Genomic DNA, 12,496 nt, shown 5'->3' with positions numbered 1-12,496 from the left:
CACACTTGATGTAGTGATTATACTGCCTCGGGATATGGGGAGCCTAATGTCGGCTGGAAAATTGCCAATATTGGGTGACTGAGGCTCTGCAGGGATGAAAAAATGAAAACAAGGTCATTCTCGATATTGGTACTGCTGGGGACACTGTTATTCGGTGCCTGGGCGAACGCAGCGGTAGAGCTCAATGAAGATGTGCCCGAGGTTTACATCGTCAAGAAGGGCGACACACTCTGGGGTATTTCCGGCATGTATCTGCGCGAACCCTGGCTGTGGCCAGAGCTGTGGGACGTTAACCCGCAGATCGATAATCCCCACCTGATTTATCCCGGCGATGAACTGTACCTGGTCTGGGTAGACGGCAACCCACGCCTGCGCATGCGCCGGGGCCGTGACGTCAAACTGGATCCCACCATGCGGGTTTCGCCACTGGACCTGGCAATTCCCGTGATTCCGCTGGATGAAATTGGCGCTTTCCTCGCCCGCCATCGGGTTGTCAGTGCTGATGAGCTGAATCAATCTGCCTATGTCGTCTCCGGTGACCAGGGGCATTTGCTGAGCACGCCCGGCGACATCATTTATGGCCGCGGCTACTTCCCTGAAGGCGAACGCGCCTACGGAATTTATCGTGCCGGTGACACCTATCGCGACCCCTTTACCGAAGAATTGCTCGGCTATCAGGCCATGGATATTGGCGGCGCCAAGCTGCTGTCCAGCAACGACGTGCGGGTCACCGAGTTGCGCATCAATCGCGTGACCGAAGAAGTGCGCAATGGCGACCGGCTGCTGCCGCTGGAAGAAAAGGTGCTGGACGCTACGTTCCAGCCGCGCGCACCGGAAGTCGAGATCAAAGATGGTTACATGGTCGCTGTGGACGGTGGCGTCACCCAGATTGGCACTACCGACATCGTGGTGTTGAACAAGGGTGAGCGCGACGGCCTTGAAGTCGGCCACGTACTGGCGATTTACCAGACCGGCGAACTGGTATTCGATAAAGTCGCCCAGGAAAATGTCCGTCTGCCCGATTCCCGGGCGGGATTGGCGATGGTGTTTGAGGTATTTGACAAGGCCAGCTATGCCATTGTCCTCAAATCCAATCGCGTGCTGAAGGTTCTGGACAAGGTCAAGAACCCCTGAGGCAATGATTCGGGCGGCAGGAGGCCGCTCCCGGGGAGCAGCCCTCCCCCGCCATAAACCAACCGACATTACGTCAAGGACGATGTTGTGAACGTTGAAGATCCTCTGCGTGCCGCACTTCATGCGGTTCACGCTCACGTGTTGTCCATTGCCGACGACAACTATCCGCCCCTGTTGCGCGAAATTCCTGACCCGCCGCCGCTCCTCTATGTGCGCGGTGATCCGGCCGTGCTGCGGGTGCCGTTCCTGGCGGTAGTGGGTGCCCGCAATGCCACGGTCACCGGCCTCAAGCTGGCGGCGAGCATTGCCAGCGCTGCGGTGGGCGCAGGCATGCATATTTGCAGTGGCCTGGCCTGCGGCATCGACGGGGCTGCCCATCAGGGCGCGCTGGATGGCGGGGGAAAAACCGTGGCGGTAATGGGGTCGGGCATTGACCGAATCTACCCTGCCCGGCATCGCGCCCTGGCCGATGAGATCCTCGCAGCGGGCTGTCTGGTCAGCGAATATCCGCCCGGGGTCGCCCCACGACGGGAGAACTTTCCGCGCCGCAATCGCATCATTAGTGGCATGAGCCTGGGGACACTGGTGGTGGAAGCCGCCCTGCCCAGCGGCTCGCTGATTACCGCCCAAACGGCGGTTGAACAGGGGCGCGAGGTTTTTGCACTGCCCTGGTCGCCCGCCCATAGTGGTGGCGCTGGCTGCCTGAAGCTATTGCGTGACGGGGCCAAAATGGTCACCCGGGTAGACGACATACTGGAGGAGTTGGGCGCCATGCATGGGCTGCAGCTGGATTTGCTCGCAGACCGGGCTCCACCCGCCGCTGCTCAGTCCTGGTTGTTGCGCTACCTTGGCTGTGAGTCGGTGAATCTGGATGACCTGGTGACGGCCAGCGGCTATCCGGTGGCGGAGGTGGTGGCAGAACTGTCCCGGCTGGAGCTTTGCGGCGCCATTAGCCGTGCTGGTGGCGGATTTGTCCGCGGAGCGCCCGACTGACCCCTTGCCAAGCGACGGCGTGTTGGTTAGTTTCGCGGGGTTCCCACCAGATGCAAAGGCCCACCCGTGAGCAAGCCCCTATCCAAGCCTGAGCTGGCATCTGCCCTGAATGCGCTGCAGTCCGGGGCCGTCATTGCCTGTCCGACCGAAGCGGTCTGGGGGCTTTCAGCGGACCCTGGATCAGAGCCTGCGGTGCAGCAGATTCTCGACCTCAAGCAACGTCCCGTGGAAAAGGGCCTGATACTGGTGGCCGCCGCGGAGGCTCAGCTGGAGTTCCTGCTGAGTGATCTGGCCCCCGAGCAGCGCGCTCTGCTACACGCTTCATGGCCGGGGCCCAATACCTGGCTGGTGCCCCATGGGGCCGGGTGCCGAGCTGGGTCTGCGGTAGCCACGCAACCGTGGCAGTCCGGGTGAGTGATCACCCGGGCGTAGCCCAGCTCTGCGATGCCTTTAGCGGGCCGCTGGTGTCCACATCTGCCAATCCCGCGGGGGCTGATCCAGCCATGAACGCTGGACAGGTCCGCGCCTACTTTGGCGACAGCGCAGTGCACATTGTGCCGGGTGAGCTGGGCGGCAGCGGCCGGCCCAGCCAGATCCGCGACCTGGCGGGCAATATTATCCGCGCCTGATTGCCTATTGTTCGCCGGTCGCCCTGCGTATAATGCAGCACCGCAACACCGGGCAAGGAAAGCACCCCATGCAAGTAGAACAGGTCAAGGCCTACCTTCTCTCCCTTCAGGCATCCATTTGCTCCGCGCTCGCTGAGGAAGACGGCGCTGCGGACTTCATTGTCGATGAATGGGAGCGGCCCGAAGGCGGCGGTGGTCGCAGCAGGGTCCTCAGCGATGGGGCCGTGTTTGAAAAAGCGGGGGTGAACTTTTCGCATGTTATGGGAGCCGAGCTACCGGCGTCTGCCAGTGCCTCCAGGCCTGAGCTGGCTGGTCGCAGTTACCAGGCGATGGGCGTGTCGCTGGTCATACATCCGCGCAATCCCTACGTACCCACATCCCATGCCAATGTGCGCATGTTTGTGGCCGAGAAGGATGGCGAGGAGCCCGTATGGTGGTTTGGCGGCGGCTATGATCTCACACCTTACTACGGCAATGTCGACGACTGCATAGCCTGGCACCAGGTGGCCGCCGATGCCTGCGCACCCTTTGGTGAGGATGTGTATCCACGCTTTAAAAAATGGTGTGACGAGTATTTTTACCTCAAGCACCGGCGCGAACCGCGGGGCGTTGGCGGGCTGTTTTACGACGACCTCAACGAGTGGGACTTCGACACCAGCTTTGCGTTTATGCGCGCCATCGGCGATTCCTTTGTGCCAGCCTACCGGCCTATCGTAGGCCGACGCAAAGATACCCCTTATGGTGAGCGCGAGCGCGAGTTCCAGCTGTACCGCCGCGGCCGCTATGTCGAGTTTAATCTGGTCTTTGATCGCGGGACCTTATTCGGCCTGCAGTCAGACGGGCGTACGGAAGCTATCCTGATGTCACTGCCACCGCTGGTTCGCTGGGAGTACGATTACCGGCCCGAACCGGGTAGCCCTGAAGCAGAGCTCACGGAGTTTTATCTGCAGGATCGCGACTGGTTGGGGGATGTTGCCCATGGCTGATATGGATAAATACGCCGTATTCGGCAACCCCATCAAACAGAGTAAGTCACCGGCGATCCATACGGCCTTTGCTGGCCAGTGTGATCACCGCCTTCAGTACCGCGCCGTGCGAGTAGAAGAGGACGATTTCGAGCGCGCAACCCGGGCCTTCTTCAGCGAAGGTGGCCGGGCCTGAACGTCACCGTGCCCTTCAAGCAGGAAGCCTTTGCGCTCGCTGACCGGCTCAGCGACCGTGCGCGCCGTGCCGGTGCCGTCAACACCCTGTCGGTCGCTGAGGATGGCGCGATCGAGGGCGACAATACCGATGGTGTCGGTATTGTGCGCGACATGGTCGCCAATCTCGGGTGGATGGTTCAGGGCATGCGTGTCCTCATTATCGGTGCCGGCGGTGCGGTGCGTGGTGTGTTGGCGCCGCTGATGCGAGAGCGCCCCAAGTCATTGCTGGTGGTCAATCGAACGGCTGCCAGGGCGACCCAGCTTGCAGAGGAATTCAGTGATCTGGGCGCGATTGAAGGGGGTGGATACGATCTGATTGATGAGCGTCAGTTTGATCTGGTCATTAACGCCAGCAGTGCCGGCCTGTCCGGCGAGGCGCCCGATCTCCCCGCTGGCCTGCTCACAGAACACAGCTGCTGTTACGACATGGTGTACGGCAATGAACCTACCCCGTTTATGCGCTGGGCGGCGCACCACGCGGCCTGGGCAGTGGCGGATGGTTTGGGAATGTTGGTTGAGCAGGCGGCTGAGTCGTTTTACATCTGGCGCCGCGTGCGGCCTGAGACCCAGTCGGTGATTTCCGAATTGCGTCTGGCGATGGAGGCTGCCTAGCCTCGCTCCAACTCGTCAATGTGCTCGTCTTTAAGCTTGACGTAGTTATTGGCGCTGTAACTGAAATAGGTCATTTCTTTCTCGCTCAGGGCGCGCATTTCCCGGGCCGGGCTGCCTGCATACAGATAGCCTGACCTGAGGGTCTTGCCGGGAGTCACCAGCGCGCCAGCGGCGATCACTACGTCGTCCTCAACGATTGCACCATCCATGACGGTGGCACCCATGCCGACCAGCACCCGGTTGCCAATTGTGCAGCCGTGCAGTGTTGCATTGTGCCCAATGGTGACTTCTTCACCGATTAATAGCGGCCAGCCGTCCGGGTTATAGGGGCCGGCGTGGGTAATGTGTAGCACGCAGCCATCCTGAACACTTGTGCGGGCACCAATGCGAATGCGATGCATGTCGCCGCGTATCGCCACCTGGGGCCAGACTGATACATCGTCGCCCAGTACCACGTCGCCGAGGACGACCGCCGATGGGTCGATCAGTACGCGCTCGCCCACCGTAGGTGTCATGTCCTTGAAAGTACGCAGGCTTGTCGCGGTGTAATGTTGCATGGAGGGTCTCGCTGGGTCGGTGGGCTGCTACAATAGCCAGCCCCGGCCTCATTGGCCAGCATCAGAGAGCACGCATTATGTCATCCGATCATACCCGTCGACGTTTTATTGCCGGAGCGGTCTGCCCCCGCTGTGGAGCGATGGACAAAATCGTGGTCGACATGGACAGTAACCAGCGTGAATGTGTGGCCTGCGATTTCAGCGAGGCCCGCCCCGAGGCACCGCCCTCCCCGTCGGAACTGCCCACGCGCGTCAGCCGGGCTGCGGCGCGACGCGTGGAGACTCCCGCGCAGGTGGTAACCCTGGTAGATCCCGCCAAAACAGACGATTAACCGGCCAGGCGCAGGCGTATTTGCTGGGGTGAACCGGTCAGCGTCTCGCTGCTGGCTATCGGCGGTGTTGGTGCGTCCGTGCCGGGTAGCGCCTTGACCTTTTCCCAGACATGCTCCCGCTCCAGCAGTTGCGCGGCGGCGTATTGCACCAGCTGCTCCAGGCGCGTGGCGAACTCGTCTCCGAGCAGGTGGTGGACGATGAGGTTGGCTTCGGTCATGTCCAGGGGCAGCAGCGGCCGCTGTACGTGGCGGAAATGGTGATCATTCACCTCTTCCAGCAGTCGGTGCGCCAGGAAGGCTTCGTCGAGCAGCGCCTCCAGCCCGCCAGCCTGCGGTAGTTCCTCTGGCGGGCTCAGGAAGTAGTCCTCGGCAATGTGCAGAAAGGGCGCCGCGTAATCGAAAAAGCCAAATTGCTTACTCACCGCGGTCACCAGGCTCAGGCAGCCTGGCACACTCTCCACGTAATCGATAACAAAGGCGAGCAACGCCTCGGCCGGTTCTTCGGTCGGGAGCTCTAGTTTGGCGTGCAAGTCCGGAAGGCGCCGTTCCAGTGTGTGGCGCAAGTCATGAGTGCGCGATTCATGGTCCAGCGCACGGTTGATGCTCTCCCGGATATCGGTTGTGCTCATGTCGCCGTCCGATAAGGATCATCTGCCTGCGGTAACAGCAAAGGCTAGTACAAGCTGGGGGATTTGCTAATGTACGGCGGCCTGCCAGGCCTGTCGCTGTGACACCTGGCGATAGCAGGCATACAGCGTAATGCCCCGCGCCAGGTTGAAGGCGGCGAAGGACAGCCACAGGCCGTGGTTGCCCCAGCCGGTGGTCAGGTACCACAGCGGCAGGTAGACACCCAGGGTCGAGATCAGCATGGTGGTCATCATGTGGCGGGTCTGGGCGCTGCCAATAAATACCCCGTCCAACAGATAGCTGGGCGCCGCCAGCAGCGGCAGGACCACCAGCCAGGGGTAATATTGGCCTATGAGTTCTTTTACGGAATCAAGGCTGGTCAGCGCATTCAGCAGGGGAGCCTCAAACAGCACCAGGGCGACACTGACAGTGCCCGCCGACACCGCGGTCCAGAGCGTGCAGCGCGCCACAACCCGGTAGAAACCGGGCAGGTCGCCCGCCCCCAGGCGATTGCCGGTGAGCCCCTCGGCAGCATAGGCGAAGCCGTCCATCCCGTAGGCGCCAATCAGCAGCAGTTGGATCATCAGGGTGTTGGCGGCCAGGGTATCGGTGCCAAAGTTTTCGCCGGCGGCAGTGAAGAACGCGAAACTGAACAGCAGGCAAATGGTTCGGACGAACAGGTAGCGGTTACTGCTCAAAATTAGGCTGTAAGCGCTCACAATCTTCATATCTCTCATAACAGCTTGAGTATTCAGCTGGTGCCGATGTCGCCACACCGTATACAGGGCAAGGGTACAACCCAGGTATTCGGCGATTACGGTCGCCATTGCGGCCCCATCGCTGTTGAGCCCAAGCCCCATAACGAACAGGAAATCCAGGGCGATATTGGTAAGGTTGGTGGCGACCACAATAAGTAGCGGCCAGCGGGTATCCTGACGGCCAATGCACCAGCCCACCACGGTATAGGTCAGAAGTACCGCTGGTGCGCTGAGGATACGAATGTTCATGTAGCTATCGGTCAGAGGCGCCAGCTCAGGCGCGGGCGCCATCATGCCCATGCCCAGTGCAAGTAACGGGGCATGGAACAGCAGTACCCCTGCTGCTATCACCAGTGCGATGGCGCTGGAACGAAAAAGTACCAAAAAGGAATCATGATGGTTGCCGGCGCCCTCTGCCAGAGCCACGGGGCCGGTGGTGCCCATGCGCAGAAACGAGAAGCCCCAGTACAGGAAGGACAGGATCGCCGCGCCAACCGCAACGGCCCCCAGATATTGGCTGTTGTCCAGGTGACCTAGAATCGCTGAATCCACCAATCCCAACAGCGGAATGGAAATATTCGAAAGAATGGCCGGCCAGGCGATATCCCAGATTTTGCGATCCAGCGTCCGGTGTGACGTCATATCTGGTTAAACCTGCCTCAAGTTTTGGCCGCTATGCCTTTGATTTGTGGAAGTTTGCCGCTCTGGGCGGCCAGGAAAGCCTTGGGATTTGGCGACCAATATGGTTATACTCTGAGCGTTTCTGTCCTGCGTCTAATTGTCGCACCATGGGCAGAACGAAGTCAGCTGGTAATTCCGTACCCTGTCTTTGCATCGGGCAACCTCCCCAAGGTTTGCCTGGAGGCGACGTCGTTTGTGCTTAAAACGGCCCGCGAGGTGGTAGGCAATGCGAGGGGCTATTAACAAAAGCCAGTTGATGGGAAGTACTTATAAATAGATAAACTACAATGGAGACACGGGAAATGTGTTGTATCGCGAAGCGGCTGTTCAGGCTCGCGCTTGGTCCTGTGCTTGTGTTGTTTAGCTCCGCTGTCCTTGCGGCTCACGGCGACATGAATGAAGTCAACATGTCACCGGGTGTCACTGATGTGGGCGCGCAGATCTACAACCTGCATATGATCATCCTCGGTATCTGTACAATCATCGGTATCGGGGTGTTCGGGGTAATGTTTTATTCCATCTACGCCCACCGCAAATCCAGGGGCCACGAACCGGCCACCTTCCACGAGAGCACCAAGGTAGAGATCGCGTGGACCGTGATTCCGTTCTTTATCCTCATTGGTATGGCGTTCCCGGCAACGTCAACGCTGCTCGAAATCTATGACAACGATGAAGCTGAAATGGACGTCATCGTCACGGGCTACCAGTGGAAGTGGAAATACGAATACCTGAATGAAGAGGGCGAGAACGTCAGCTTCTTCTCCAACCTTCGCACCAGCCAGGGCGAGATCTACAACAGCGAAGACAAAGGCCAGCACTACCTCCTGGAAGTGGATGAGCCGCTGGTGTTGCCCACCGATACCAAGGTGCGTTTCCTGGTAACTGCCAACGACGTGATCCACTCCTGGTGGGTTCCTGAGCTTGCAGTGAAGCGCGATGCGATCCCCGGCTTTATCAACGAAGCATGGACCAAGACCTCTGTTGAAGGTGTTTACCGCGGCCAGTGTGCTGAGCTGTGTGGTAAAGACCACGGCTTTATGCCGATTGTGGTCAATGTGGTGAGCAAAGAAGAATACGCCGAGTGGCTCGGTGGCAAGCAGACCGAAGCGGCCCAGATCAAAGAGCTGATGGCCAAGACCTTTACGCTCGATGAGCTGATGGAGCAAGGCAAAGCGGTTTATGATCGCAACTGTCTGGCGTGCCACGGTGCTGCCGGTGAAGGCGGCGTGGGTACGGCGATTGCCGGCAGCCCCATTGCCACCGGTGAACTGGGTGGCCACCTCGATGTGGGCATTAACGGCGTGCCCGGCACCGCGATGCAGGCCTTTGGCCCGCAGCTGAACGATGTCGATATGGCCGCTGTTATCACTTACCAGCGCAACGCATTCGGCAACAATATGGGCGACATGGTTCAGCCCATTGATGTCTTTAACCACAAGAAAGGCTAAGCGGAGGATTTAGCGATGGGAGATCATCATCACGGCCCCGCCAAGGGCATTTCTCGGTGGCTCTTTACCACCAACCATAAAGACATTGGAACCATGTACCTGTGGTTCTCGTTCGCCATGTTCCTGCTTGGCGGCTTTTTTGCCATGGTTATTCGTGCCGAGCTGTTCCAGCCCGGCATGCAGCTGGTAGATCCGGCATTTTTTAACCAGATGACCACCATGCACGGTCTGGTCATGGTATTCGGGGCGATTATGCCCTCCTTCGTTGGCCTGGCTAACTGGATGATCCCGATGATGATCGGGGCGCCGGACATGGCTCTGCCACGGATGAATAACTGGAGTTTCTGGATCCTGCCACCCGCATTCCTGCTGCTGGCATCGACTCTGTTCATGGAAGGCGGCGCGCCCGCTTTCGGTTGGACGTTCTACGCTCCGCTGTCGACCACTTACGCGCCGCCGTCAGTGACTATCTTCATTTTCTCAGTCCACGTACTGGGTCTGTCGTCCATTATGGGCTCGATCAACATCATCGCCACGGTGATGAACATGCGCGCGCCCGGTATGACCTACATGAAGATGCCGCTATTCGTCTGGACCTGGTTGATCACCGCCTTCCTGCTGGTGGCGGTAATGCCGGTACTGGCCGGTGCGGTCACCATGATGTTGATGGATATCCACTTTGGCACCAGCTTCTTCTCGGCTGCCGGCGGCGGTGACCCGGTACTGTTCCAGCACGTGTTCTGGTTCTTCGGTCACCCTGAGGTATACATCATTATCCTGCCGGCATTCGGTGTGGTTTCGCAGATTATCCCTGCGTTCTCCCGCAAGCCGCTGTTCGGTTATGACTCCATGGTGTACGCCACAGCGTCGATTGCGTTCCTGTCCTTCATCGTATGGGCGCACCACATGTATACCGTGGGTATGCCAATCGCAGGCGAGCTGTTCTTCATGTACGCCACCATGCTGATTGCGGTACCGACGGGTGTGAAGGTCTTTAACTGGATCTCCACCATGTGGCGCGGTGCACTGACCTTTGAAACCCCGATGCTGTTCTCCATCGGCTTCCTGGTACTGTTCACCATTGGTGGCTTTACCGGACTGATGTTGTCTATTGCACCGGCGGACTTCCAGTACCACGATTCCTACTTCGTGGTCGCCCACTTCCATTATGTAATGGTTGCGGGTGCGGTATTCTCCATGACCGCTGCGGTGTACTACTGGCTGCCCAAGTGGTGCGGCAAGATGTACAACGAAACCATGGGTAAGACCCACTTCTGGATTTCCTTCATCGGCTTTAACCTGACCTTCTTCCCGCAGCACTTTGTGGGTCTGGCAGGTATGCCGCGTCGTATTCCGGACTACGCTCTGCAGTTTGCTGACTTCAACATGATGTCTTCCATTGGTGCCTTTATTTACGGTGCCTCGCAGATCCTGTTCCTGTACAACGTGATCGCTACTATTGTCTCCGGCAAGCCCACCTCTGAAGAGAAGGTATGGGACGGTGCGGAAGGCCTGGAGTGGACTGTGCCCACACCTGCGCCCTACCACACGTTCGAGACACCTCCCAAGATCGAAGCGTCTGCGCACTGATTGGTGGGAGTTAAGTGATCAAGGTAAGCGCCAATCCTGCCATCGATACCGTCATCAAGCTGGTGGCGGTAGCGGTGGCCATGTTTGCGTTTGTCTTTGTGGTGATGGTGCCGCTCTACGACGCGCTGTGTGATGCCCTAGGCATTAACGGCAAGACGTCCGCCCAGGCGTACACTTCGGTGGTTGCCGAGGTTGACGAGAGCCGCACCGTGACAATCCAGTTCATGGCGACCAATAACGAGGGCATGCCCTGGGAATTTGGTCCTGACGTGAACGCGATGAAGGTGCATCCTGGTGCTGTGAACGACACGGTGTTTCACGCCCGCAACCCGCTCTCTGAAGCCATGGTTGCCCAAGCGGTTCCCAGTGTCTCGCCGGCCCGTGCGGCCGAGTACTTTCACAAAACAGAGTGTTTCTGCTTTAACCAGCAGCCTCTGAACGGTGATACCGCGACTGAAATGCCACTGCAGTTCATTGTCGATCAGGATTTGCCGCGGGATATCCGCACTATCACCCTGTCGTACACAATATTTGATGTAACTGATATGGCGGGCGGCGTAGCCGCCCGTTGAGGCGCAGGTTGGGGAACCTGCGAGCTAACGGAGATATATAACGATGAGTAATCCGACCTCGACAGAGTACGAAAAGTACTACGTCCCAGAGCAGAGCAAGATGGCGGTACTCGCCACCATTGGCCTCATGCTCTCGATTTTTGGCGCCGCCAGCGTCATGAACGACAAGACCTTTGGTGACGGTATCACCAGTGGGTCCTGGTCTACACTGATCTTTGGCCTGTTCTGGTTTATGGCGGTACTGTTTGTGTGGTTCCGCACGGCAATTCGCGAAAACATCGCCGGCATGAACAGCGCCCAGCTCAAGAAATCCTATGTGATGGGGATGTTCTGGTTCATCTTTTCTGAGGTGATGTTCTTCTTCGCCTTCTTTGGTGCACTGTTTTACGTGCGCACCCTGGCGGGCCCCTGGCTGGCTGGTGAAGGTGAAGGCGGCCGTATGAACGGCCTGCTGTGGGAAGGCTTCCAGTATGCCTGGCCGATGATGGAAACACCTCAGGAAGCTGTGGGCGGTGCCGCGGTTCAGCCTTTGGCCAACAACGGCTCTTTCACCTCCGCTGAGACGTCCATGGCCTTTAGCGAAGTATCGGCCTGGTACAAGTGGCTACCACTGTGGAACACCATTATCTTGCTGACTTCCAGCTTCACTGTGCACATGGCGCACATGGGCATTCTTGCAGGCAACAAGCGCAAGTTTAACGCCTGGCTAGGTATTACCGTTGGCCTGGCGATTATCTTCCTGTTCGTGCAGTACTACGAATACTATGAAGCCTACGCGCACTTTGGCCTGACCCTGAATTCGGGTATCTACGGATCCACGTTCTTCATGTTGACCGGTTTCCACGGCTTCCACGTGCTCATGGGTGCGACCATGCTGGCAATCCAGCTGATTCGAAGCCTGCGTGGCCACTTTACCGCGGATGACCACTTCGGTTTCGAGGCGTCCAGCTGGTACTGGCACTTTGTTGATGTGGTCTGGGTGTTCCTGTTCCTGTTTGTTTACATTCTGTAAACGACGGCGAGCAGGTTTAGCCCAGGCAACGAGACCCCCGCCCTGATGCGGGGGTCATCGTATCCGGGGCCTGATTATTGCGATGCGGGTTCTTCGGTCAAAGGCTGAGGTCCGGCATCCCAGGGATTGCGATTACCGAGTTGGCCGGTGGCAATACCGTAGATGATGACCAATAACAGCGCGACGCCCAGAGTGAGGCGCACGCCGAGCGAATGAAAGGTGCGCTTTTTGTTTTTGTCCCCCTGATCAACCATCAGGTAGTAGAATCCACTTCCCAGGCTGGCGACCAGGGCCAGCATCAGAATGATTATTAACGCTTTTAACAATGGGGTACCTCCTAGCGTGAGCC

At 58.5% G+C, this 12,496-nt stretch carries 13 protein-coding genes and 2 pseudogenes; 11 read left to right on the top strand and 4 right to left on the bottom strand.

Features of this window, described 5'->3' with window-relative positions:
* The first annotated feature begins 102 nt into the window (after positions 1-102).
* The 6 genes and pseudogenes from BST95_RS02765 to aroE (BST95_RS02745) all read left to right on the top strand — a co-directional run bounded on the left by BST95_RS02765 (position 103) and on the right by aroE (BST95_RS02745) (position 4,570).
* Positions 103-1,134: a LysM peptidoglycan-binding domain-containing protein gene (locus BST95_RS02765; RefSeq protein ID WP_084198070.1), complete on the top strand. Its 1,032-nt coding sequence runs from the start codon at positions 103-105 to the stop codon at positions 1,132-1,134.
* Positions 1,135-1,221: 87 nt separating this feature from the next.
* Positions 1,222-2,127 carry a DNA-processing protein DprA gene (gene dprA, locus BST95_RS02760; protein WP_084198069.1) on the top strand — a complete coding sequence of 302 codons (906 nt, stop codon included), beginning with the start codon at positions 1,222-1,224 and terminating at the stop codon, positions 2,125-2,127.
* Positions 2,128-2,193: 66 nt separating this feature from the next.
* A pseudogene (tsaC, locus tag BST95_RS02755) lies at positions 2,194-2,756 on the top strand (L-threonylcarbamoyladenylate synthase type 1 TsaC).
* Between the two features lie 68 nt (positions 2,757-2,824).
* On the top strand, positions 2,825-3,742 hold the full coding sequence (gene hemF, locus BST95_RS02750; RefSeq protein WP_084198068.1) for an oxygen-dependent coproporphyrinogen oxidase: 918 nt from the start codon (positions 2,825-2,827) through the stop codon (positions 3,740-3,742).
* A pseudogene (aroE, locus tag BST95_RS21090) lies at positions 3,726-3,946 on the top strand (shikimate dehydrogenase); the annotation flags it as partial. The gene hemF and the pseudogene aroE (BST95_RS21090), both read left to right, overlap by 17 nt.
* Positions 3,926-4,570, top strand: coding sequence for a shikimate dehydrogenase (aroE, locus tag BST95_RS02745; RefSeq protein WP_338073399.1), 645 nt, complete (start codon positions 3,926-3,928; stop codon positions 4,568-4,570). The pseudogene aroE (BST95_RS21090) and the gene aroE (BST95_RS02745), both read left to right, overlap by 21 nt.
* Here aroE (BST95_RS02745) and BST95_RS02740 read toward each other — a convergent pair.
* Positions 4,567-5,127, bottom strand: coding sequence for a gamma carbonic anhydrase family protein (locus BST95_RS02740; protein ID WP_146004212.1), 561 nt, complete (start codon positions 5,125-5,127; stop codon positions 4,567-4,569). The two genes, aroE (BST95_RS02745) and BST95_RS02740, sit on opposite strands and share 4 nt — an antisense overlap.
* A gap of 77 nt (positions 5,128-5,204) precedes the next feature.
* Between BST95_RS02740 and BST95_RS02735 the strand changes: the two genes are divergently transcribed.
* On the top strand, positions 5,205-5,459 hold the full coding sequence (locus BST95_RS02735) for a YheV family putative zinc ribbon protein (RefSeq protein WP_082849995.1): 255 nt from the start codon (positions 5,205-5,207) through the stop codon (positions 5,457-5,459).
* Here the strand turns inward: BST95_RS02735 and BST95_RS02730 are convergent.
* Together BST95_RS02730 and BST95_RS02725 are read right to left on the bottom strand one after the other, a co-directional pair.
* Positions 5,456-6,088: a hypothetical protein gene (locus tag BST95_RS02730; protein WP_084198066.1), complete on the bottom strand. Its 633-nt coding sequence runs from the start codon at positions 6,086-6,088 to the stop codon at positions 5,456-5,458. The two genes, BST95_RS02735 and BST95_RS02730, sit on opposite strands and share 4 nt — an antisense overlap.
* 66 nt (positions 6,089-6,154) lie before the next feature.
* The gene (locus BST95_RS02725) at positions 6,155-7,486 is read right to left on the bottom strand and encodes an MATE family efflux transporter (RefSeq protein ID WP_084198065.1); all 1,332 of its coding nucleotides are present in this window, start codon (positions 7,484-7,486) and stop codon (positions 6,155-6,157) included.
* 341 nt (positions 7,487-7,827) lie between these two features.
* On the opposite strand from BST95_RS02725, the gene coxB reads away from it, so the two are divergent.
* From coxB to BST95_RS02705, 4 genes are read left to right on the top strand one after another with little or no spacing between them, the layout of a single operon-like run.
* The gene (coxB, locus tag BST95_RS02720; RefSeq protein WP_084198064.1) at positions 7,828-8,973 is read left to right on the top strand and encodes a cytochrome c oxidase subunit II; all 1,146 of its coding nucleotides are present in this window, start codon (positions 7,828-7,830) and stop codon (positions 8,971-8,973) included.
* Positions 8,974-8,988: 15 nt separating this feature from the next.
* Positions 8,989-10,563: a cytochrome c oxidase subunit I gene (gene ctaD, locus BST95_RS02715; RefSeq protein ID WP_066053021.1), complete on the top strand. Its 1,575-nt coding sequence runs from the start codon at positions 8,989-8,991 to the stop codon at positions 10,561-10,563.
* Between the two features lie 14 nt (positions 10,564-10,577).
* Positions 10,578-11,135: a cytochrome c oxidase assembly protein gene (locus tag BST95_RS02710; protein WP_066053024.1), complete on the top strand. Its 558-nt coding sequence runs from the start codon at positions 10,578-10,580 to the stop codon at positions 11,133-11,135.
* Between the two features lie 43 nt (positions 11,136-11,178).
* Positions 11,179-12,147, top strand: a complete 969-nt coding sequence (locus tag BST95_RS02705; RefSeq protein WP_084198063.1) for a cytochrome c oxidase subunit 3 — start codon at positions 11,179-11,181, stop codon at positions 12,145-12,147.
* 74 nt (positions 12,148-12,221) lie between these two features.
* Here the strand turns inward: BST95_RS02705 and BST95_RS02700 are convergent, their stop codons facing one another.
* The gene (locus BST95_RS02700; RefSeq protein WP_082849996.1) at positions 12,222-12,473 is read right to left on the bottom strand and encodes a DUF2909 domain-containing protein; all 252 of its coding nucleotides are present in this window, start codon (positions 12,471-12,473) and stop codon (positions 12,222-12,224) included.
* Positions 12,474-12,496 lie beyond the last annotated feature (23 nt).

Source organism: Halioglobus japonicus (assembly GCF_001983995.1).
In the GTDB taxonomy this organism is placed as follows: domain Bacteria; phylum Pseudomonadota; class Gammaproteobacteria; order Pseudomonadales; family Halieaceae; genus Halioglobus; species Halioglobus japonicus.
This window is presented reverse-complemented; position numbering and strand designations above follow the sequence as displayed.